Raw genomic sequence first — 20,913 nt, forward strand, 5'->3', positions numbered from 1 at the left:
ACTAGCTCCTGACGGGCTGGGCATGGACCCGGCCTCTTTCCTGATTTCCGACATAGACCCCGAAATTGCCGAGGCTCTTCTCCGCCGCGTAGCGCTTCAGCACATCGCGTGTCGCGGCATCTGCAATCCGCTCCAGCGGCAGGGCCTCGACCGGGAAGAAGACGCCGCCCGTGGCTGCGCCCTCGCCAAGCGTCGCGCGGTAGATGACATGCTGGCGGCGGGCCCGCGTGTCCTCGTAGATGGAATAGACAAGGCCGGGCTGTACCGGCAGGCCGGAGAGGGACGCAAGATGGGTGGTGAGCGCATCGACACCATCGCCGGCGCCAAGCTCCAGCGCCGGCAGAGCAAGGCCGCCATCGGCGGCTTCGGTCAAGAGCACCGCGCCGTCGCGCTCGGCGACCGCGCCCAGAACCTGCGGCATGTCCTGGCCCGAGATCAGCGCCTTGTCGGCAAGGGCAGGGAGGAAATAGCCGCCGCGCGCATAGCCAAGGCCCGTCAGGCCGGAATTTTCGAAGGCCTCGACCCGGCCGATCAGGATCGCATGGTCGCCGGCATCGACGACGGAATGGGTGGCGCAGTCGAACCAGGCGGCAACGCCTGAGAAGACCGGCGAGCCGAACGGGCCGCGCTGCCAGTCGACGGCGGCGAAGCGATCCTCGACCGGGCGGGCAAAGGTGTTGGACACATCCTTCTGCGCTTCGGAGAGAATGTTGACCGCAAAGCCGGCCGCCTCGGTGACGGCGGCATAATTGCGCGAGGTCTTGGCGAGGCAGACGAGAAGGAGAGGGGGGTCGAGCGAGACGCTGGTGAAGGAATTGGCCGTGAAGCCGATCGGCTGGCCCTCGGCATTGAAGGTGGTGACGACAGTGACGCCGGTGAGAAATGCGCCGAAGGCATCGCGCAACTGTCTTGGATCATGCGTCATGGCAGGCTTCCTTGCGTTGCGAGACCGTCCAGCCCATCCAGTCGATGAGGGCGGCATTGACGAGATCGGGCGCCGTCAGGTTCACCATGTGGCGATGGTCGGCAATGACCAACGCCCGCCCGTTCTGTGCGGCCGCCGCCATGGCCCGCGACATGGCGGGCGAGGAGTTCAGATCACCCTCGCCGGTGAGGAAGAGGGCAGGGCAGGCGACATCCCGCCAGCGATCGGCATAGACGGCATCGCCCGTGGCAAAGGCGCCGTAAGCGGTGGCGTAACCCTCAGCATCGACAGTGGCGAGCAGCTGCCGGCAGAGCGTGCGGGCAGCCTCGTGTTCGCCCGCCGCGCCGAACCAGCGCGCAAGCGGGGCTTCGCGATCAAAACCGCCGGTGGAGATTTCCGCCGCCCGCGCCTCGACGGCGGCACGCGCTGCCGGATCGCGCCGGTAGACGCCGTTCAGGAGCGCCACGCGGCTCACCTGTGCGGGCGCCTCGGCGGCCAGGCCGCCTGCGATCAGCGCACCCATGGAGTGGCCGGCGATGCTGACGGGGCCGCGCCCGATTTCGGTGAGAAAGGTCGCGATCCGCGCCACGAAATCCGTCAGCGTCGCGCCCTTCGGCAAAGGCCGGCTTTCGCCATGGCCGGGCAGATCAAGCGCGATGACCTCGAAGCGCTCAGAGAGCGCCGCGATCTGCGGCGCCCAGGCTTCGATCCGCATGCCGACCCCGTGGATCAGCACCAGCGGCGCGCCGCTGCCGGCGACAGCATAGGCCGTGCCCGAGGCCGTCTCAAACCGCTGCGGGGTTGCTGGCATCGTTGCCGAGCTCCTTGAGGTCCTGGTAACGGTCGCCGATGCGGTGGTGCGGGCGCCCGCCGATCGAGGCGCCGAGCGCCACGACGATCTCGTCGGCGGCCGGCGCATCGGGAATGGCGCACTGAATGGTCAGGTAGTGCGAGCGGCGACCCTCGTCGTTCTTGTCCATCAGCGGGATCATGATCGGCGCATTGGCGCCGCCACGGGTGTTGCAGAAGGCGAGGTAGGACTTCGCACCCACGGCCGTGCGGTAGTGATTGCCGAAACGCAGCGTGTGGATGAGCGCCGAGGCATGCTCGACCTCGCCATCAAGACCGACGACCGCCGCCTTGCCATAGGCCTCGACCGCCTCGCCGGAGCCGGCTGCATCAAGGATCATCTTCGTCAGGAGCGCGCCGAGCACCGGCGCCGCATCGTGGATTTCCGGCTTCAGGTCTTCCACGAAACCGCGGCCGGCCCAGGGGTTCTTCACGATAGCGATGGCCGCGATCAGCTTCAGCGGCGTCGGGGCCGCCTTGCCGCCTTCGATAAGCGTGGTTTCCACATGGAGAAGGGTTTTGCGTATCACCGGCGCCAAGGCTGCCTCCTGTCTTTTCGTCTGCTTCCATGTTGGTATACCATCATACGACGTGTCAAGGCCTTGCCGGTGAGGAAAATTGCGGCTACACCGAAGCATGTCCAGCCAAGACCCCAAGCTCGCCGATCTCCGCATCGAAACGCCGCCCGCGACGCTCCGCGAAATCGCGCTCGACCGCCTGCGGCGCGCGATCATTTCGGGCCTTTTCGAGCCCGGCCAACGGCTGGTGGAACGCACGCTGTGTGACCAGCTCGGCGTCTCGCGCTCTGTCATCCGCGAGGTGATCCGTCACCTGGAATCGGAAGGGCTGGTGGAGAACGTCGCCAAGCAGGGGCCAACGGTTGCGCGGCTTTCCTGGGACGATGCCCGGCAGATCTACGAGATCCGGGCCGCGCTGGAATCAACAGCGGTAGCCGATTGCGCGCGGCGTGCCGATCAAGCGGTGAAGACGAAGCTGAAAGGCGTTCTGGAAGAGCTCGACCGCACCTCGAAGAACAGCTCTCCGCCGGCCGTCCTCGACGCCACCCATGATTTTTACGAGATCATCTTCCAGACGAGCGGGCACAATATCGCCTGGGACATCGTCAGCCGCCTCAACAGCCGCATCTCGCGCCTGCGCGTCATGACGCTATCGACCAGCAACCGCACCGTCTCGGGCCCCGCCCGCCTGCGCGAAATCTACGACGCCATCTGCCGCAACGACCCCGATGGCGCCGCCAGTGCCTGCCAGGCCCACGTGGCAGAAGCCGCGAAGATTGCTGAGCAACTGCTGGCGTGACGGGCGGGTGGCTGCAGCGGACCCGCTTCGGGTCGGACCATGCAGCCAGAAAGGGGATCGAACCGGTCCTGTGAACCCGCCCAGCTACAGGATTTTGCGAGATAGTATGTATTATGGAACAAACACCGTTCCAGCCAACCCCCTGGCCGTCGCGGGGGCTGGCCGGAAATCCGGTCAGCGCGCGAGAGAGATGCCGGTCTTGCTGTCGAAGAGATAGAGATTTTCGGGCAGGATCGCGACCTCGATGCTGCGGGTGCTGATGACGGCGCGGCTCATGGTGGCCGCGATCGTCAGCATGGGGGCGGTCTCCGTCACGACATAGGTCATGGAGCCCGTCTGCTCGACGAGCGAAACGGGAAGCCGCATCCGGTTGGCGCCGGGAAGCGCGGCTGCGTCGGTCGGCACCAGATGCTCCGGTCGCAGGCCAACGGTGACGGCTTCGCCGGCAGGCCAGCGTCCGGCAAAGGACATGACGGGGTCGTAGGGAAGCGCAAGGCGAACGGAGCAACCGTCTTCCTCCACGATACCGTCGACAAAATTCATGGCGGGCGAGCCGATGAAGCCGGCCACGAAGCGGTTGGCGGGTCGATCATAGAGGTCGAGTGGCGCGCCCTGCTGCTCGATCGCCCCGGCCCGCATGATGACGACGTGATCGGCCATGGTCATCGCCTCGATCTGGTCGTGGGTGACGTAGACGGATGTCGCGCCGAGGCTGTTGTGCAGCTTGCGGATTTCCGCGCGCATATGGACGCGAAGCGCCGCATCGAGGTTCGACAGGGGCTCGTCGAAGAGGAAGGCCTTGGGATTGCGGATGATGGCGCGGCCCATGGCAACGCGCTGGCGCTGGCCGCCGGAAAGCTCGCGCGGATAGCGGCCGAGCAACGTCGTGAGGCCGGTGATCTCGGCGATCTCCTGGGCCTTGCGACGGGCTTCGGCCTTGTCCACGCGCTTCAGCCGCAGCGAATAGGTGAGGTTCTGCTCCACCGTCATGTGCGGATAGAGGGCATAGGACTGAAACACCATGGCGATGTCGCGCAGGCGCGGCGGCTTTCGGGTGATGTCCTCCCCGTCGATGCGGATCGCGCCGCTCGTAATCGTCTCCAGCCCGGCCAGCGTGCGCAGCAGCGTGGACTTGCCACAGCCGGAAGGACCGACCAGCGCGACGAACCGGCCCTTGGGAATGGCGATGTCGATGCCGCGCAGGGCGTGGTAGGCGCCGTAATATTTCTGGATGCCGGCGAGTTCGATCTGCAGGGTCATTTGAGCGCTCCGGAGGTGAGGCCACTGACGATGCGGCGCTGAAGCAGGACGAAGATGATGAGGATCGGCGTGACGTAGATGGCGGCGAAGGTCATGATGCCGGTCCAGTCTGACGCATTCGGCCCGACGAAGAACTGCAGGCCGACGGTGGCGGGCTGATAGGCCCGGTCGGTGATCAGCGAGCGCGAATAGACATATTCGCCGAGCGCCTGAAGGAAGATGAGGATCGCCGAGACGAGGATGCCGTTGCGGGCCAGCGGCACGGAGATCGACAGGAAGGCGCCGATCCGGCTGTTGCCGTCGACCAGGGCCGCCTCCTCCAGCTCGCGCGGCACCTGGATGAAGGCGGCGCGCACGAGCACGATGTAAAGCGGCAGCTTGTTGGCGGCGGTAGCAAGAATGGTGCCGGTGCGCGGCCAGGACAGGAGGCCGATCTGGCTGAAGGCGACGAAGAGCGGCGTGATCATCAGCGACGGCGGCAGGACCTGCAGCATCAAGACGAGAAACAGCGCAACGTCCATCCACAACGAGCGCACACGCGCCAGGCCATAGGCGCAACCCGTGCCGAAGAGAACGACGAGTGCGACGGTTCCGCAGGCGATCACCAGCGAGTTGCGGATGAAGGAGGCCATGCCCATCGCGTTCCACACCTCGATCACCTTCAGCTCCGCATCATGCGGCCAGAGCGTCGGCGGGTAGGCGAAGGTCTCGGTATTGGTCTTCAGCGCCGTCACATACATCCAGTAGAGCGGGAACAGGTAGATCGCGACGAGGAGGATGGCGACAGCCAGCAGCAGCCAGCGTTTCCAGGGGGTGCTAGACAACATGTTCGTGCCTCGTCGAACGGACATAAGCGATGGCGACAAAGATGACGACCACGATCATCAGCACCGACACGACCGAGCCGTGACCGATGCGATATTCGCGAAACGCCAGCTCCCACGACCAGTATTGCAGGACATTGGAGGCGTTTGACGGACCGCCCTGGGTCAGTGCCGCGAAGAGGTCGAACTGCTGGAGCGTGAAGATGATTCCGAGCGAGATGACTGCCCCGAGCTGGGCGCGCATCATTGGCAGGGTGATGGTGAAGAAGCGCTGCACGCGCGTCGCGCCATCCAGCTCGGCCGCCTCGTAGACATCCGCCGGTATCGCGGCAAGCCCGACCGACAGCAGGATCATGTTGAAGGGCACGCCGAGCCAGACATTGGCAATGATGACGGCATAGATCGAGATCGCGGGATCGGAGAGCCAGAAGATGCGCTGGCTGGTCAGGCCGATCGATTGCAAAAGCCAGTTCACCACGCCGAAATCACCGGCCAGCAGCCAGCCCCAGATGGCGCCGACCACGAGACCCGGCATGATCCAGCCCGCCAGGAAGAGGCCGCGCAGCCAGGAGGCGCCGGGAAAATCCTGCTGGAAGAACAGCGCCAGCGCCAGTCCGATCGACAGCTGCAGGCATACCGAAAGCGTAACGAACAGGACCGTATGGCGCAGGATCGGCCAGAACAGCGGATCGTGGAGCACGTCGCGGTAGTTCTGCAGGCCGGCGAAGGGCCGGTTGAAGGTCGCGATCGTGAAGAGATCGACGCTCTGGAAGGAAATGACGAGGTTGTAGATGAGCGGGAAGGCGGAAAAGGCGACGAGATAGCCAAGCGCCAGCACGACAAGCACGCTATCGAAGCCGCCTCCGTCGCGGAAGATACGATTGAAACGGAGCATTTCGCCTCCCGGCCCTTGCGGCCTCCGGTCACACAATGCAGGCCGATGGTGGCATTGAGCGCAACCCATGCGGCTTCTGTCGGCCGCGGGCAGAGTGCTGCCTGCCCGCGGCCGCTTCACAAGGAGATCGACAGACGGCTATTTGCCGAGAATGCCGTCAATGGTCGTCTGGGCCGCCGCCAACGCATCTTCCGGGGAGGATTGGCCGGTCAGCGTGGTCTGGATCGCAGTCTGGATCGCCTTGGAGATCTTCGACCAATCCGGGCTCGGCCCGCGATTGCGTGCGAAGGTCATGGATTCCTTGAACACCTCGTAGGCCTGCGGATACTTCGGATCCTCAACCTTGACCGGATAGGCCGGCATGTAGCCGAAGTCGTTCCACACCCGCGGCATCTGCTCGTACATGTATTCGATGAAGCGGAAGGCTTCGTCGGGATGCTTGGTATTGGCGACGATCACGTTGTCACCTTCACCCAGGGCCGAGGCACGCGGAGCGCCCTTCTCCGGCACCGGCAGAAGTGCGACACGATAGTCGAACTTCGCATCGGTGCTCATGCGCGGCAGTTCCCAGGGGCCGGAGATGTTCATGGCGGCGTTGCCCGCGTTGAAGGTGCCGGTGGAATCCCACTGGCCACGGATCAGCGTGTCCCGGGAAGCCAGCCCCTCGTCGATGAACTTCTTCCAGAGCTCGAGCGCCTTCACGCCGCCCGGGACGTTGACCTTGTTGTAGTCGCCGCCGCCCATCTGAAGCCATGGCAGGAACTGGAAAGTGCCCTCCTCCGTTGCCGCCGCAGAGAAAGCGAGGCCGTAGATGCCCTTGTCGGGTTGGGTGAGGATCTTGGCGGTCTGGTACAGTTCTTCCCAGGTCTTCGGCGGCTTGGCCGGATCGAGACCGGCGGCCTCGAACATGTCGGCATTGTAGTAGAGCGCGATGGTGTTGGCACCGCGCGGAATGCCGTAAATCCCGCCGTCGAAGCTCACCGAGGCGAAGGGGCCGGGATAGATCTGGTCGAGCTTGATGACCTTGCTCTTGTCGACCATCGGCTTCAGGTCCAGCAACAGCTTGCGCGAGGCAAACAGCGCCACATCCGGATTGTCGATATAGGTCACATCGGGTGCTTCGCCTGTGGCCATGGCCTTGGCAAGCTCGTTGACCATGTCCGGAAACTGAACCGAGCGGACATTGACCTTGATGTCGGGGTTCTTGGCAGAAAACTCCTCCGCCATCTTGTAGTGATACTCCCCGGGCCGGTCGACGGTCCAGAGATTGAGTTCGACCACTTCGGCCCAGGCATTCGCTGGCAGCGCGACAAGCGTCAGCACGCCCATTACCTTTGCAATGTTCATGATACTCCTCCTTTGATCATGACTGCACGGCCGGTTTCCCGGCCTCCTCCCCTCCAGGACCGCCGGTGACGCGTCGTCACCGGATGGCTCCTGATTCCTCGTTCTTTCTATTCTGTTTATATAAGTCTTGCCTAAACTTTTGTACGCTTCTGTTATTGCTGTATTGTCCGTCGCCGAAGTATTGACGCGTCGATCGGACATGGCTCAGACCAGCGACGGATCGCCACCTTCATATTGCGCGGTGACATTGACGAAGTCGCCGCCCCGGCATTCCTTCAGATAGGTCAGGGCACGCACCTGCCCGGTCATTTCCAGCCCGTCGCGATAGACCGGATCATGCCAGCCCTCGATATCGATCGCACCGCTGTAGCCGCCCAGGCGGAGCTCGCTGATGATGTCGGTCCAGTTGCTGTCGCCAAAGCCCGGCGTGCGCATGAATACGAAGGGATGCTTGCCGAAGATCCCATGCTCGCGCACCACATCCCAGCGCACCGTCGCATCCTTGCCGTGAACATGGAAGATCTTGCCGGCCCATTTGCGGATCTGCGGCAGCGGATCGATGAGGTAGACGAGCTGGTGGCAGGGCTCCCATTCGAGGCCGAGATTGTCGTCCGGCGTCTCGTTGAACATCAGTTCCCAGGCATCGGGATTATGGGCGATGTTCCAGTCGCCCGTCTGCCAGTTGCCGTCCATGGCGCAATTCTCGAAGGCGATCTTCACGCCCTTGTCGGCGGCGCGCCGGGCAAGCTCGCTCCAGACCTCGCGGTAGCGCGGCAGGCTCTCGGTCAGGGGCCTGTTGCGGATGCGGCCGGTGAAGCCCGCCACGCAGGTGGCGCCGAAATGATGGGCGTTGTCGATGCAATCCTTCCAGCTGCGCAGCGTTTCGACATCCATCGTGTCGCCTTCCAGCGGATTGCCGAACATGCCGAGCGTGGAGATGGTGATGTCGCGGTCGCCGATGGCGTCCAGGCAGCGCTTGCCGAGCTCGGCGAGGTCCTGACCGTTGGTGGTCTGCCAGAAGAACGGCTCGAAGCTTTCGAAGCCGAGGCCGGCGATCTCGGCGATGCGCTCGGGAGCCTGCCCGCCATGGGCGGCGACCATGGTGCCGATGCGGATCGATTTTGCAGGATTGGTCATGGGAGAGTCCTTGTTAACGGAGATCGACGGGCCGCTTCTCGCCCGCGGTCGCGCTCTCGATGGCGGCCGCCACCATGGCGAGGCTCTGGATATTGTCGGCGCCAACCGTCAGTGGCGTTCCGCCGGAGATGACGGCCTGCACGAAATCGGCGATGACGCCGCCGTGGCCCTCGATCAGGGGCGAATCGAGCTGCGGGACGGCAACGGTTGTCAGCGGCCTGAAAAAACCTTCGTCGCCCGCCACCACATGGGCCTCGAACCCCTCATTGCCGTCCCACAGCAGCGTTCCCTTCGTGCCGATGATCCGCCAGGTGCTTTCCCACGCCGTGTTAGCACCCTCGGCACACCAGGAGCCGCGATAGGTCATTGTGACGCCATCCTCGAAATCGAACAGCGCATCGGCCGCAGCCCCATGGGCGTACCAGGAGCCACGGGGATTGGTTTCGCGGCAGTAGACAGAGACCGGCTTGCGATCGATGAGATAGCGCGCGGCGTCGAACGTATGGATCGCCATGTCGAGCAGCAGCACATGGTCCATCGCATCGCGGAAACCGCCGAAATGCGCGCCGATGAAGAAATCCACGTGGACGGCGGTGATGTCACCGAGCGTGCCAGCCTCGAGCATGGCCTTCACGCGCCGGATGCCTGACAGAAAGCGGCGGTTCTGGATGACGGCGTGGACCTTGCCGGCGGCAGCCGCACGATCGACCAGCACCTTCGCCTCGTCGAGCGTATTGGCCATCGGCTTTTCCGACAGGACATGGCAACCGGCGGCAAGCCCCGCCTCCACCACGCCGAAGCGGGCCGGCGGCACGACGAGATCAAACAGGAGATCGGGTTTCAGCCGCGCCAGCATCGAGGGGAGATCGGCGCCGATTTCGACGCCGGAAAGCCCATGCTTCTCAGCCCGCCCGGCCGCGACAGCAGGATCGAGATCCACCAGGCCGACAAGCCGGACGCTCTCGGCCAAAGCAGGGATATCCCGGAGTGCAGCGAGCCATCCATCGGACATAGCTCCGCACCCCGCCATGACGGCGGTCAACATGCCCATTCTCCTCCCAACATCAGCCTTTCCTCGTCAGCCGATGCCTTGTAAACGTTTACGAAGGTTGCCAGCACGGCATGGACGTGTCAAGAGAGTTTTGTAAACGTTTACGAGGAAGCGGAATGGTCAATATTCGCCGGTTGGCCGATCATCTCAATATCTCCATCGGAACGGTTTCGCGGGCCCTCAACAATCGGCCGGGCGTCCACCCGGAAACGCTGGAGAAAGTCCTCAAGGCGGCAGCCGAACTTGGCTACGTGCCCAACCAATCCGGACGGGCCCTGCGCCGAGGGGCTACGAATACGATCGGCTTCGTCATCGAAACCGGCCATCCCGCCCACCAGTCGGGCGACGAGTTCTTCTACGTCGTGCTCGATGCGATGAACCTCTATCTCGCAGACAAGGGCTACGATCTGGTCATCCTGCCCTGTCATTCCGCCGACGATCCCGTGGAATTCCTGTCCCGCGTGATCGCGCGCGGCATCGTCGACGCGCTGGTCATCACCGCGACCCGCCGCGTCGATCACCGCATCGCCATGCTGGCCAACTCCCGCCTGCCCTTCCTGACGCTTGGCCGCAGCGAAACGCCCGGCGACTACTCCTGGATCGACCTGGATTTCGAAGGCGTCGCGCGCCGATCGGTGGAAGAGGCGGTCCGCTGCGGGCACCGCCGGATCGCGGTCTGCCTGCCCGACAACAATGTGGCCCTCGGCTATCACTACGAAGCGGGTTACCTCGCGGCCATGGCGGATGCCGGACTGCCGGTCGACGAAACGCTCATGATGCGCATCCCGACCAGCGAGGAAGGGGGCTTCAGCCTTGGCAGGCGGATTTATGACATGGCGCATCCGCCCACGGCGCTCATGCTCTGCTCCGAAGTGACCGCCGCCAGCGCCTATGCAGCTCTTCGCGAATGCGGCATCGAGCCGGGCCGAGACCTCTCGATAATCGGCTTTCGCGAAATGCCGGTCATGCGCTTCATGGCACCGAAACTGACGTGCTTCCAACTGGATCTTCAGGCGCTTGGCACCCTGCTGGCAAGCTCCGTGTTGGACCTTCTCGCGCCAGCCCAGAGCCGCGCACATCCGAGAGGCCAGCTTGTCGGCCTCGACTTTTTCCCCGGCGCCTCCTTGCACGCCGCACCGGCCGCAGCGATCCGTGAACGCGCCTGATCACCCTTGCCCACGAGATTTCCGACCCGAAGGTTTCCGGGTCGGATGACCTCTGCGATGACCTGCAGGAAGCAGGCCACGGGCTCTCACCCACAGCGACACGCCGCCGGACGCCCGTTGAGGCGCATCGCAGACCGGACGGAGAGGGATCTTCCGGTCGCCGGCCGTCTGAAAACCGTATGGGCGGATGAGGTGGGGAAGGCCTGGCGCAGGACCGGGCCTTCCTCCTTGCAAGGGCTTGTTGTCGGCCGGGCGCTTATTTGGCGATCGGGGCGTAGGCGCCGTTACTCCAGCGGTTGATGTCGTAGCTGGCGTTCTTCAGGTCGCCCTTCTCGTCGAAGGCGACCGTGCCGACGACGGTGTCGACGGGCTGGCCGTTCTTCAGGGCGGCGGCGACGGCGGTCGGGTCGTCCGAGCCGGCGCGCTCGACGCCCTGGGCGATCGCCTGGACGACGGCGTAGGAGAACAGTGTGAAGCCATCCGGCTTGAAGCCGCCAGCGGTGATCTTTTCCACCGCTTCCTTGGCTTCGGGCTTGGCCTGCGGGTCGGACGGGAAGACGAAGAGCGTGCCTTCGCCGGCCGGGCCGGCAACCTGCCAGAATTCCGGCGAGGCAATGGAATCGGGCATGATCAGCTGGAATTTGTAGCCCTGTTCGGCTGCCTGGCGCAGGATGAGGCCGGCTTCGGGATGGTAGCCGCCGAAATAGACGACATCGACTTTGGCGTCCTTCAGCTTGGTGACAAGCGCGTTGTAGTCCTTTTCGCCGGCATTGATGCCTTCGGCCATGATTTCCTTGAGGCCGTTGGCATTCATCGTGGCGCGCACGGCGTCGGCAATGCCCTGGCCATAGGCAGACTTGTCATGCAGCACGGCAACATTCTTGCCGGCATATTCCTTGGCGATCCACGGGCCGATGAAGGCGCCCTGCGCGTCGTCGCGGGTGTAGAGGCGCATGATGTTCGTCCAGCCATTGGCGGCGGCGGCATCGGTCAGCACCGGATTGGAGGAGGCCGGCGTCATCATCAGCGTGCCGTTTTCGGCGTAGACGGCGGAGGCCGGAATGCTCGAGCCAGAGCAGGCATGCCCGTCGACGAACTGGATGCCAGCCGCAGCAATACGGTTGGCGATCGAAACGGCCTGCTTCGGGTCGCACTGGTCGTCCTCGAACTGCAGCGCGATCTTGCGGCCCATCACGCCGCCCTTGGCGTTGATGGCGTCGGCCGCGGCCTGGGCGCCCTGCTTGAACTGGTCGCCGATCGTGGCGAGCGGGCCCGTCAGAGGGCCGGCAACGGCAATGGTCAGGTCGTCGGCGCGCGCCGCCGTTCCCATCAGCAGGCCAAGCGCCGTGCCGAGGATCAGAAACTTTCTCATGGTGTCACTCCCTTGGGGACCCGCAATCGACAGGGTCCTCCGCATGCTTTTGTGGCTGGCAGGAGGAACCCGAAGGTTCAACCGCCGGGCGCGACCCTGCCCCGTCTTTACGCACTTCGCAAGCCGTGAAAAGGCAGCCCATGCCGGCCGGCGGCGAGATGTCGCTGGATAAACACCACGCGCACCACCGCCCGCCGGGTTCGTCCGGCGGGCGGGAGGATTGACACCGCATCAACGGGTTTCGATCGGGGTCAGGGCTTCAGGCGCTGCAGCATGTCGTCCATGGGGCCATGGCCGGGACCACGCTCGGGTCCACCATCGGGACCGGCATCCGGGCCGCGGTCCGGTCCATGCCCGGGACCATGGCGCGGCGGACCGCCGGCCGGGCCGATCGCCTCGACCTTGCCGTCCTGTCGCACGATGAACGAGGCGTGCAGGAAACCGTTCTCGAAGCGGCCTTGGACACTCACCGGCTCATCGGCCGCGACGAGCTTGCCGCCCTCGCCGGCCCGGCCGGTTTCCACCAGCGCGCGGCCGCTTTCGTCCTGAAGGATGAACTTGTTGCCGAAGATCTCGGCGACCTTGCCCTTCACCGTCACGAGGTTGGTATCCTTGAGGGTCGAGACCGCCACCGGGGTCATCGGCGCCATCTCGATCTGCGGGCCCGACATCTTCATGGCGCCGGCACCGGCGGCCGCACCGACGACGAGGACGGCGACGCTGGCGAGACCCAGAGCAGCGGCACGCCCGCGGCGCTTGTGGGGCGGATGGTGCGGGTGCGGCTTGTGGTGTTCGTGCTCGGGGCCAACGGCCGGGGTTTCGTTCGAAGCAGTGTTGTCAGACAGTGACATGGTCATCTCCTTTGGTTGGGATGATCCTGTTGTACGCCTGCCCTGCCCTTAGCAGCCTGAACCTCGCGGTTCAGCTTGAGTTAAGCCGGAGCGCCCTAGTTAAAGGCTTGTTTCCTTGCAGGATTGGACCAAGACATGCGCGTGCTTCTGGTCGAAGACGACTCCGATCTTTCCAAACGGATCGCCGCGAGCCTCAGGGCCGAAAGCTTCGTGGTGGATATTGCCGCAAATGGCGAGGATGCGGAACATGCCGGCCTGACCGAGCTCTATGATGTCGCCGTGCTCGACCTCGGCCTTCCGAAGATCGACGGTGTGACCGTGCTGAAATCCTGGCGGGCCGCCGGGCGCAGCCTGCCGGTGCTGATCCTGACAGCGCGCGACGGCTGGCCGGACAAGGTGGAAAGCTTCAAGGCCGGGGCGGATGATTTCCTGACCAAGCCCTTCAAGGTGGAGGAACTGGTGCTGCGGCTGCGGGCACTGGTGCGGCGCGCCACGGGCCACGCCGCGTCAAAGGTCACCTGCGGGCCGCTGGTCTTCGACGCGCAGCTCGGGACCTTCGAGTTCAATGGCCTGGCGCTCAAGCTGACGGCGCTGGAATGGCGGGTTCTGTCCTGTCTCATCCTGCGCAAGGAGGTCGTGGTGGAGCGCCGCGAGCTGATCGAGCGGGTCTATGAGGGCGATGCGGAGGTGGATTCCAATTCGATCGAGGTCATCATTGCGCGGCTGCGCCGCAAGATCGGCGCAGAGCTGATCGAGACCGTGCGCGGACGCGGCTACATGCTGACGGCCGCGCCATGAGCCGGTTTGCCGCACTCCGCCGCCTGTCGATCGCCCGCCGTCTCGCCGGTTTCGCGGTGCTCTTCGTCTCCGCGAGCGTCATCGTCGCCTCGCTGATTCTCTACCAGATCGTCGCCGGCGTGGCACGCGACCAGATCGACCAGCGTCTCGATACCCAGATCGAAGGTCTGCGCGGCGCGCTGACGACCAATGCTGACGGTTCGGTCATCCTGTCCGCCGTGCTCGACGGTCCGCCTTTCGACCGGCGCGGATCCGGCTGGTACTGGCAGGTGTCGGGAGCTAACACGCATCTGACATCGCGATCCCTTGCCAACGCCACGATCGACAGCCCGCCCGCGCCGCTCGACTGGCGGCAGATGTTTGACGGCGGGCCGCAGCGCGGAGAGCGCGGCAGCTTCCGCAACGAAAGCCTGCACATCCGCACTGCCATGGCGAGCGTGGGAGGCCGTTCGCTCACCATCCTCGTCTCGGCGCCGGAAGCAGCGCTCCGCGAGCCGGCCCGGCGCGCCCTCTTCTGGCTGGTGCCGGCGATGACGGCGCTCGGCGCGGTGTTGATTGCCGGCATTCTCCTCCAGGTTCGCTACGGGCTTCGTCCGCTCAGGCAACTGACGGCCGATATTGCCGCAATCGGAGCCGGCACGCTCGCGCGGCTGCCGGAAAATCCGGTCGAGGAACTGCGTCCCGTGTCCGGCGAGATCAACCGGCTGGTGGACCAGAATGCCGAGCGCCTGACGGAAACGCGGCTGCATTTTGCCAATCTCGCCCATGGGCTGAAGACGCCGGTGACGAGCCTCGCGCTCGCCCTTGAGGCCACCAACGACCCGGATGGAACGCTGCGCACGCTGGTCGGCCGCATCGACCAGCGCATCCGCCACCATCTCGCCCGGGCCCGAAAGACCGCCGCCGGCAGCGGCATCGCCACGCGTCTGCGGCCGCGCGTGGAGGATGTGGTGCTCGTTCTGTCGCGGATCCATGCCGAGCGCGGGATCGCCGTCGATCTGGCCATCGACGAACCCGACGCGGTGGCCTGCGCCCCCGAAGATCTCGAGGAAATTCTCGGCAACCTGATCGACAATGCCTTCAAGTGGACCCGCTCGCGCGTTGCGGTTACCGCCCGGCCGGAAGGGAACAGGCTTGTTCTGACCATTGCGGACGACGGGCCGGGCATTGCGCCGGACCGGATGGCAGAGGTGTTTCGGCCGGGAACCCGAATGGACGAGAGCGTGCCCGGCGACGGCTTCGGGCTCAGCATCGCGAACGAACTCGTACAGCTCTACGGCGGAGCGATCACGCTCTCGCCGGCCCCAAGCGGTGGCCTTGTCCAGACTGTCACGCTGCCGAAGGCAATCGCTTAGCGGGGGACGCAATCCCGCACGATCAGGACTGCCGCAGTTGCGAGAGCAGGCCGCGCATCTCCACAACCAGCCCCTCCGGACGATAATCCACCGCGACGCCGCCGGAGCCGGTCAGGCCCATGCGGATCAGGCGCGAGCCGAACCCCTTGGCGGTCGGCGCGGCGACCGGGGGGCCGCCTTCCTCGCGCCATGTGAGGATCAGTGCCTGGTCGTCGTTGGCGATCTCCGTCGTCCACTCGACCCGGACCGTGCCGCCGGCATTCGACCAGGCCCCGTACTTCAGCGCATTGGTCGCCAGTTCGTGCAGCACCAGTGCCAGCGACAAGGCCGTGCGCGGGCCGATCTCGATATCGGGACCGACGATCCGGTGCCGGTCCGGCGGTGCGATCTGATCAAGGACTGAACCAACAACGGCGACGATGCGCGCCGACGACCAGTCCTGGCTGAGCAGCACCTGATGGGCCTGCGACAGCGCATGCAGCCGGTTGGTGAAAGCTTCGACCGGTGCGCGATCGGTCACCGGGCGCAGCGTCTGGGTGGCAATCGCCTGTACCATCGCCAGCGTGTTCTTCAGGCGGTGGCTGATTTCCTGATTGAGGACCTGCTGCTCCTCCTCCGCCCGGATGCGCGAGATTGCCTCACGGGTGCGGTCCGCCACGGTGCGCACGAAGTCGCGCTCCTCCAGCGTGAAATCATGTGGCTTGTCGTAATGCACGAACATGACGCCGACGAAGGCGCCATGCTCCATGATCGGTACGTTGACCAGCACGGAGATGCCGAGCGAGTGGAAGACCTCCGCAGATCCGGAGGTGCGCGGGTCATTTGCCACGTCAGGGATGATGACGATCTCGCCGCGCTTCAGATCCTCGATGTAGGAACCGTAGGTGCGGAAATGATGCAGGCCGGAGACGGTGAACATGCCCTCAGCCCGCCATTCCGGCAGCAGCTCGACGGTCTCGGCAATCTGGTCGACGATGCCGTAGCCAGCACGCGTCGCGCCGTACAGGCTGCGCGCCAGGATTTCGGCTGCCGCGAAGGCGACCTCCGTCACGGTATCGAGTTCCCGGATCTTGTCGCCGAGGTTCAGGAGTGCTGTCTGCCGGTCTTCCGCGAGCTTCTGGGCGGTGGCATTGCGCGCCACCTTGATGAAACCCGGCATCGTCTGCGTGCCAAGTGTCGGCAGCGGTCGCAACGTCCCGTCGAGGAAGATCTTGGAGCCGTCGGAGGCCAGGTGCCATCGCCTGTCGCTTGCCACGCCATCGCGGGCGGCCTTTTCCAGTTCGCGATCCGGCACGCCGTTCTCGCGATCTTCAGGTGTGAAGATCGAGCAGAAGGTCTTGCCCAGCATCTCGGCTTCCGTCCAGCCGAAGGTGTCGGTGGCACCGCCGAACCAGTTGGTGATGTGACCGGTCTCGTCGAGCGTGACGATGATGTAGTCCTTGGCGCCCTCGACGATGAGACGCAGCTTGGCTTCGTTCTCCGCAAGCGCCTCGATCGCCTTCATACGCTCCGTGACCTCGATGGAGGCAATCAGGAAGCTGTCCTTGCCAGTCGGCTGGATATAGCCCTCATACCACTGGCCGAGCGTCGCGAAGCGGCGGGTGAAGCGGCGGACCTCGCCGGTATCGACGGCGAGCGCGACGTCGGAGATCCATTCCGGCTCGGTTTTGGGAAAGAGCGTCAGGAGGGTCTTGCCCGGCGCGTCTTCCGCGGGCCTGCCGACGAGCCGCCCCCAGGAGGCGTTGACCGCCTCGATATACCAGTCCTGCGCACGCCCGTCCGCGTCGCGGATCAGCGTACCCACCATGATGCCCTCTTCGAGCTGGCCGAACAGCGTGCTCCAGCGACGTTCGGACACGAAGGTCTCGATCTGGTTGCAGACGACGCGGCCGATCCGGCTCAGGATTTCGAGCTCCGCCTCCGTCCAGGCGCGCGGCCGGCCGTCGATGGCGGCCAGCGCACCGATCACCGTGCCATCCGGGAGGGAAACGGGAACACCGAGATAGGAAATCACGCCGAGATCGGGGATGGCGAGGTTGTTGCGCACGAGGTCATGGATGGTCGCATCGCCGACGACCAGCGGCTTTGCATCGTTGACGACATGCTGGCAGAAGGAGTGGGTGAGCGGCGTTTCGCCCCGCTCCGCCCATTGGCCCGGCAGGCCGAGATGGGCGATGAAGACCTGCCTGTCCGCATCCAGGATAGACACGACCGCCACCGGGCAGCCGATGCTTGCTTTCACCAGTTCGACGATATCCTGGAATTCCGCCTGGCCTCTTGCATCGAGGAGCCCGGAACTCTTGACGGCCTGGATGCGCTCAAGGGTCTGTTTCAAGGTCGGTCCATCGAGGTGTGAGCTATTTTGCCGCTGAAGGAAGGGTCCGACATCAGGGCCGGCGAGAGAAGCAGACTTGGCGGCGGCGTAAGCTCCGCCTTCCGGCCGCCGACATAGCCTTCGATGAAGGAGAGCGCGTTCTGCAGCCCGTTCATCGTATAGGGTTTTTCGATGGCGCCCAGCGCCCCGGCGAAATCTTCGGGAATGCGTTTCACATTGCCGGATACGAAGACGTAGGGGATGCCGCGCAGTGAGAGCGACTGGCCCACCGTGATGCCGGTCGGACCGTCCAGCAGATGGATGTCCACGAAGGCGAACTCCGGATCCGCGCCGTCGATCAGCGACAGGGCCTCCTTGCTGTCGGCAGCCATGCCCACGATCTCGTGGCCGGCCGCCTCGATCTCGCTTTCCAGTTCCATGGCCAGCAGAACCTCGTCCTCGACGATCAACACCTTCACGCAGTCTTCCTTTCAGTCTTTGACCGGCAGCGTCACGGCAACCTCGGTGCGATGTCCGATGACCGTGCGTTCCATGGTGGCGCGAAGCTGGCGCGAGCAGGCTTCGAGCATGGTGCGGCTGTAGGCGGCCTCTTCCTCGTCCACCGGCACCGGCTCGACCGTATCGACGACGCGGATGAGGAAATGCCCGTTGAGGCGGCGCACTTCGAGATGGATCCCGCCGCCGCCATCGGCGAGACCGCGGCGTACGGCATCCCCCACCAGCTCGTTGATGATGAGCGCCAGCGGCGAGGCCTTTGTGGCGGGGACGACGACCTCATGCACATCGGTCGTCAGCATGATGTCGGAGCGTCGCAGCGCACTGACGATATCGACAACCAGCGTCTTGGCGAAATCGGCGACGTCGAAATGGCCGACATCCTCGTCGTTCAGCAGCTTGCGCTGCACGGTGCTCAGCGCTTCCACGCGGTTGAGAACCGACATCAGGGTCCGTTCGACAATCTCGTCCTTCGTCATGCGGGCCTGAAGCTTCAGGATCGACGCGATCGTCAGCAGGTTGTTCTTCACGCGGTGATCGACTTCATGCACCAGCGCGGTCTTGGCGCGCAGCGCCTCGGTCAGATCGGCGGTGCGCTCGGCCACTTCCTCCTCGGCAATGTGGCGGGCGCGGGCAAGCTCGGCTTCCTTGCTCTTGATATTGGTGAAATCGAGCTGGGAGGCGAAGAAATAGACGATCTTGCCGTCGATATCGCGCACCGGGCTGACGAAGAGCGCGTTCCAGAAAGCCGACCCGTCCTTGCGGTAGTTCAGGATGTCGATCGAGATGTCGCGCCCGTCGGCGATGGCGTCACGCAGGCGCGAGACGGCACCCATGTCCGTGCCCTCACCCTGCAGCAGGCGACAGTTGCGCCCCACAAGTTCGTCATGAGAATAGCCGGTCAGGTCGCAGAAGGCGCGGTTGCAGAAGATGATCGGATTGTCCGGCTGGTGCGGATCGGTGATCAGCATGGGCATGCGCGTCGCCTTGAAGGCGGCGGCGAAGGGATCCTCGGAGGCGTGGCCGGCAATCAGCCGGTCGCCTGCGTTGCGGGCATCCTGCCTCGGCGTCATTTTCTCAATCATTCCCGAACCCCGAACCTACAACGCACACAGAAATGGCCACGCCCGACCGTGCCGGCTTTGCCGCCGGAACGGCGCGACCGGCTCACATGGTCCTGAAATCCAGGGGAACGTCGAAATCGCGCAGATCTCTACATAAGGGAGCTTTGCATTCCGGCAATTGCACCGGGACAGCAAATTTTCAACGTTTCGAGAATGTTGAATGGATCCCGGCGCCTGTTCCGACTTTGTTGCTGGCAATGGCCTGCCGGCTGGCCTACCTAGGAGCCATCCGACCTAACGACCATGACGGCCGGCACGAGCGGTGAAGGAGCAGGGCGATGATCACGGCACGCGGCACGATTTCCGGCGTCCTCGATAGCGAAGGCCTTCCCGCCTTCGAGCGGATCTATGCCGGGCTGCCGGAGCGGTTCCGCGCCGAGGCCCTGCCCTCCCCGCCCGAAGCGCCCCTGCTGATAAAGGTCAACGAAGCCCTGGCTGCGGAGCTCGGCTTCGACCTTTCCCATATCGAGCCTGTGGAACTGACGGCGCTCTTTTCAGGTGCCGCGGTGCCGCATGATGCGCGCCCCGTTGCCATTGCCTATGCCGGCCATCAGTTCGGCAACTTCGTTCCCTCGCTCGGCGACGGGCGGGCGCTGCTGATCGGGGAGGTGCGCGACCGGGCCGGACAGCTGCGCGACATCCAGTTGAAGGGCTCCGGCCCCACGCCCTATTCGCGCCGCGGCGACGGGCGGGCAGCACTTGGACCGGTGCTGCGCGAATATATCGTCAGCGAGGCCATGCATGCGCTCGGCATCCCCGCCACACGGGCGCTCGCGGCAGCGCTGACGGGCGACGTCGTCTATCGCGAGACGGTCCTGCCGGGTGCGGTGGTGACGCGCGTGGCAGCGAGCCACATCCGTGTCGGCACCTTTCAGTATATGGCGGCGCGCGGCGACGAGGAGGGACTGCGCATCCTCGCCGACCACGTCATTGCCCGCCATTATCCCGATCTCGCGGACGCGCCTTCTCCTTACACCGCCCTGCTCGAAGCCATCGTGGAGCGGCAGGCGCGGCTGATCGCCCGCTGGATGCAGGTCGGCTTCATCCATGGCGTGATGAACACGGACAATATGACGGTATCGGGCGAGACGATCGATTTCGGCCCCTGCGCCTTCCTCGACGCCTATTCCGCCACCAAGGTTTTTTCCTCGATCGACCAGCAGGGACGCTACGCCTATCGCAACCAGCCGGGCCTTGCGCAGTGGAACCTCGCGCGCCTTGCAGAAGCCATGCTGCCGCTGATCGACGCCGATACGGACAAGGCGATCGAGGCGGCCAATGCCATCGTCGTCGGCTTTGCGGGGCAGTTCCAGACGGCCTGGCTCGCCGGCATGCGGGCGAAGATCGGCCTCTTCGATGCGAGCGTCGACGGCGACCTCGATCTCGTTCAGGCGCTGCTGACGGCGATGGAAGCGGGCGAGGCCGATTTTACCCGCACCTTCCGCGCGCTCTGCGCCGCAGCGATCGACCCGGCCGCCGACGCCGCCGTTCGTGCGGAATTTTCCGATCCCGCCGCCTATGACGGCTGGGCCGCGCCCTGGCGGCAGCGGCTTGCCGACGACCGGCGCGGGGCAGGTGAACGGCTTGCCGCCATGCGGGCCGTCAACCCGGCCTTCATTCCGCGCAATCACCGCATCGAGGAAGCGATCGTCGCCGCCGTGGAACGGCGCGATTTTGGACTCTTTGAGCGGCTGGTCGCGGTGCTTTCCCGCCCCTACGAGGATCAGCCGGAACAGGCCGACCTGGCGCTGGCCCCGCAGCCCGATGAGCGCGTGATGCGCACCTTTTGCGGGACCTGACAGAACCGGATGT

At 64.9% G+C, this 20,913-nt stretch carries 19 protein-coding genes; 5 read left to right on the forward strand and 14 right to left on the reverse strand.

From position 1 onward, the window contains the following. Position 1: 1 nt before the first annotated feature. From ACED18_RS13785 to ACED18_RS13795, 3 genes are read right to left on the reverse strand one after another with little or no spacing between them, the layout of a single operon-like run. Entirely contained in the window at positions 2-925 is a 924-nt protein-coding gene (locus tag ACED18_RS13785) for a flavin reductase family protein (RefSeq protein WP_377293146.1), read from the reverse strand. Continuing rightward, positions 915-1,736, reverse strand: coding sequence for an alpha/beta fold hydrolase (locus ACED18_RS13790; protein WP_377293148.1), 822 nt, complete (start codon positions 1,734-1,736; stop codon positions 915-917). Before ACED18_RS13790 ends, ACED18_RS13785 begins: the two co-directional genes overlap by 11 nt. Further along, a complete protein-coding gene (locus ACED18_RS13795; RefSeq protein ID WP_377293150.1) occupies positions 1,711-2,313 on the reverse strand; it encodes an amino acid synthesis family protein in 603 nt (200 codons plus the stop codon). The genes ACED18_RS13790 and ACED18_RS13795 overlap by 26 nt, the downstream gene beginning before the upstream one ends. Positions 2,314-2,410: 97 nt before the next feature. Here ACED18_RS13795 and ACED18_RS13800 point away from each other — a divergent pair, with 97 nt between their 5' ends. Beyond that, a complete protein-coding gene (locus ACED18_RS13800) occupies positions 2,411-3,091 on the forward strand; it encodes a GntR family transcriptional regulator (protein ID WP_377293152.1) in 681 nt (226 codons plus the stop codon). A gap of 174 nt (positions 3,092-3,265) precedes the next feature. On the opposite strand, the gene ACED18_RS13805 is transcribed toward ACED18_RS13800, so the two are convergent. From ACED18_RS13805 to ACED18_RS13830, 6 genes are all read right to left on the reverse strand, one after another. After that, positions 3,266-4,351: an ABC transporter ATP-binding protein gene (locus ACED18_RS13805; RefSeq protein WP_377293154.1), complete on the reverse strand. Its 1,086-nt coding sequence runs from the start codon at positions 4,349-4,351 to the stop codon at positions 3,266-3,268. Continuing rightward, complete coding sequence (locus ACED18_RS13810; protein WP_377293156.1) at positions 4,348-5,178, reverse strand: carbohydrate ABC transporter permease; 831 nt, start codon at positions 5,176-5,178, stop codon at positions 4,348-4,350. Before ACED18_RS13810 ends, ACED18_RS13805 begins: the two co-directional genes overlap by 4 nt. Beyond that, positions 5,168-6,070, reverse strand: a complete 903-nt coding sequence (locus ACED18_RS13815; RefSeq protein WP_377293158.1) for a carbohydrate ABC transporter permease — start codon at positions 6,068-6,070, stop codon at positions 5,168-5,170. Before ACED18_RS13815 ends, ACED18_RS13810 begins: the two co-directional genes overlap by 11 nt. 138 nt (positions 6,071-6,208) lie before the next feature. Continuing rightward, positions 6,209-7,417, reverse strand: coding sequence for an ABC transporter substrate-binding protein (locus ACED18_RS13820; RefSeq protein WP_377293160.1), 1,209 nt, complete (start codon positions 7,415-7,417; stop codon positions 6,209-6,211). Between the two features lie 204 nt (positions 7,418-7,621). Beyond that, on the reverse strand, positions 7,622-8,554 hold the full coding sequence (locus ACED18_RS13825) for a sugar phosphate isomerase/epimerase family protein (protein WP_377293162.1): 933 nt from the start codon (positions 8,552-8,554) through the stop codon (positions 7,622-7,624). Positions 8,555-8,567: 13 nt separating this feature from the next. Then, the gene (locus tag ACED18_RS13830; RefSeq protein WP_377293164.1) at positions 8,568-9,605 is read right to left on the reverse strand and encodes a Gfo/Idh/MocA family protein; all 1,038 of its coding nucleotides are present in this window, start codon (positions 9,603-9,605) and stop codon (positions 8,568-8,570) included. 116 nt (positions 9,606-9,721) lie between these two features. On the opposite strand from ACED18_RS13830, the gene ACED18_RS13835 reads away from it, so the two are divergent. Continuing rightward, a complete protein-coding gene (locus tag ACED18_RS13835; protein ID WP_377293166.1) occupies positions 9,722-10,771 on the forward strand; it encodes a LacI family DNA-binding transcriptional regulator in 1,050 nt (349 codons plus the stop codon). A 256-nt stretch (positions 10,772-11,027) separates the two neighbouring features. Here ACED18_RS13835 and ACED18_RS13840 read toward each other — a convergent pair whose 3' ends face one another. Together ACED18_RS13840 and ACED18_RS13845 are read right to left on the reverse strand one after the other, a co-directional pair. Further along, a complete protein-coding gene (locus ACED18_RS13840) occupies positions 11,028-12,143 on the reverse strand; it encodes an ABC transporter substrate-binding protein (protein WP_377293168.1) in 1,116 nt (371 codons plus the stop codon). A 251-nt stretch (positions 12,144-12,394) separates the two neighbouring features. Beyond that, positions 12,395-12,994, reverse strand: coding sequence for a hypothetical protein (locus tag ACED18_RS13845; RefSeq protein ID WP_377293170.1), 600 nt, complete (start codon positions 12,992-12,994; stop codon positions 12,395-12,397). 135 nt (positions 12,995-13,129) lie between these two features. Between ACED18_RS13845 and ACED18_RS13850 the strand changes: the two genes are divergently transcribed. Beyond that, positions 13,130-13,792, forward strand: coding sequence for a response regulator transcription factor (locus tag ACED18_RS13850; protein WP_377293172.1), 663 nt, complete (start codon positions 13,130-13,132; stop codon positions 13,790-13,792). Beyond that, positions 13,789-15,147: a sensor histidine kinase gene (locus ACED18_RS13855; protein ID WP_377293174.1), complete on the forward strand. Its 1,359-nt coding sequence runs from the start codon at positions 13,789-13,791 to the stop codon at positions 15,145-15,147. The genes ACED18_RS13850 and ACED18_RS13855 overlap by 4 nt, the downstream gene beginning before the upstream one ends. Positions 15,148-15,169: 22 nt before the next feature. Here the strand turns inward: ACED18_RS13855 and ACED18_RS13860 are convergent, their stop codons facing one another. The 3 genes from ACED18_RS13860 to ACED18_RS13870 are packed head-to-tail and all read right to left on the reverse strand — an operon-like array spanning position 15,170 to position 19,050. After that, on the reverse strand, positions 15,170-17,482 hold the full coding sequence (locus ACED18_RS13860) for a GAF domain-containing protein (RefSeq protein ID WP_377293176.1): 2,313 nt from the start codon (positions 17,480-17,482) through the stop codon (positions 15,170-15,172). Then, positions 17,479-17,940, reverse strand: coding sequence for a response regulator (locus ACED18_RS13865; RefSeq protein ID WP_377293178.1), 462 nt, complete (start codon positions 17,938-17,940; stop codon positions 17,479-17,481). The genes ACED18_RS13860 and ACED18_RS13865 overlap by 4 nt, the downstream gene beginning before the upstream one ends. Before the next feature lie 12 nt (positions 17,941-17,952). Next, positions 17,953-19,050, reverse strand: a complete 1,098-nt coding sequence (locus tag ACED18_RS13870; RefSeq protein WP_377293180.1) for a PAS domain-containing protein — start codon at positions 19,048-19,050, stop codon at positions 17,953-17,955. Positions 19,051-19,379: 329 nt separating this feature from the next. Between ACED18_RS13870 and ACED18_RS13875 the strand changes: the two genes are divergently transcribed. Beyond that, positions 19,380-20,900, forward strand: coding sequence for a YdiU family protein (locus ACED18_RS13875; RefSeq protein ID WP_377293182.1), 1,521 nt, complete (start codon positions 19,380-19,382; stop codon positions 20,898-20,900). Positions 20,901-20,913: the final 13 nt, after the last annotated feature.

Origin of the sequence: Rhizobium sp. SG2393 (genome assembly GCF_042610495.1) — a bacterium.
Lineage (GTDB): Bacteria > Pseudomonadota > Alphaproteobacteria > Rhizobiales > Rhizobiaceae > RU20A.

Excerpts from the sequence above, each read along its gene's own strand:
- ACED18_RS13785 (WP_377293146.1), bottom strand. The coding sequence starts at position 925 with ATGACGCATGATCCAAGACAGTTGCGCGATGCCTTCGGCGCATTTCTC.
- ACED18_RS13790 (WP_377293148.1), bottom strand. The coding sequence starts at position 1,736 with ATGCCAGCAACCCCGCAGCGGTTTGAGACGGCCTCGGGCACGGCCTAT.
- ACED18_RS13800 (WP_377293152.1), top strand. The coding sequence starts at position 2,411 with ATGTCCAGCCAAGACCCCAAGCTCGCCGATCTCCGCATCGAAACGCCG.
- ACED18_RS13805 (WP_377293154.1), bottom strand. The coding sequence starts at position 4,351 with ATGACCCTGCAGATCGAACTCGCCGGCATCCAGAAATATTACGGCGCC.
- ACED18_RS13810 (WP_377293156.1), bottom strand. The coding sequence starts at position 5,178 with ATGTTGTCTAGCACCCCCTGGAAACGCTGGCTGCTGCTGGCTGTCGCC.
- ACED18_RS13815 (WP_377293158.1), bottom strand. The coding sequence starts at position 6,070 with ATGCTCCGTTTCAATCGTATCTTCCGCGACGGAGGCGGCTTCGATAGC.
- ACED18_RS13820 (WP_377293160.1), bottom strand. The coding sequence starts at position 7,417 with ATGAACATTGCAAAGGTAATGGGCGTGCTGACGCTTGTCGCGCTGCCA.
- ACED18_RS13825 (WP_377293162.1), bottom strand. The coding sequence starts at position 8,554 with ATGACCAATCCTGCAAAATCGATCCGCATCGGCACCATGGTCGCCGCC.
- ACED18_RS13830 (WP_377293164.1), bottom strand. The coding sequence starts at position 9,605 with ATGGGCATGTTGACCGCCGTCATGGCGGGGTGCGGAGCTATGTCCGAT.
- ACED18_RS13835 (WP_377293166.1), top strand. The coding sequence starts at position 9,722 with ATGGTCAATATTCGCCGGTTGGCCGATCATCTCAATATCTCCATCGGA.
- ACED18_RS13840 (WP_377293168.1), bottom strand. The coding sequence starts at position 12,143 with ATGAGAAAGTTTCTGATCCTCGGCACGGCGCTTGGCCTGCTGATGGGA.
- ACED18_RS13845 (WP_377293170.1), bottom strand. The coding sequence starts at position 12,994 with ATGTCACTGTCTGACAACACTGCTTCGAACGAAACCCCGGCCGTTGGC.
- ACED18_RS13850 (WP_377293172.1), top strand. The coding sequence starts at position 13,130 with ATGCGCGTGCTTCTGGTCGAAGACGACTCCGATCTTTCCAAACGGATC.
- ACED18_RS13855 (WP_377293174.1), top strand. The coding sequence starts at position 13,789 with ATGAGCCGGTTTGCCGCACTCCGCCGCCTGTCGATCGCCCGCCGTCTC.
- ACED18_RS13870 (WP_377293180.1), bottom strand. The coding sequence starts at position 19,050 with ATGACGCCGAGGCAGGATGCCCGCAACGCAGGCGACCGGCTGATTGCC.
- ACED18_RS13875 (WP_377293182.1), top strand. The coding sequence starts at position 19,380 with ATGATCACGGCACGCGGCACGATTTCCGGCGTCCTCGATAGCGAAGGC.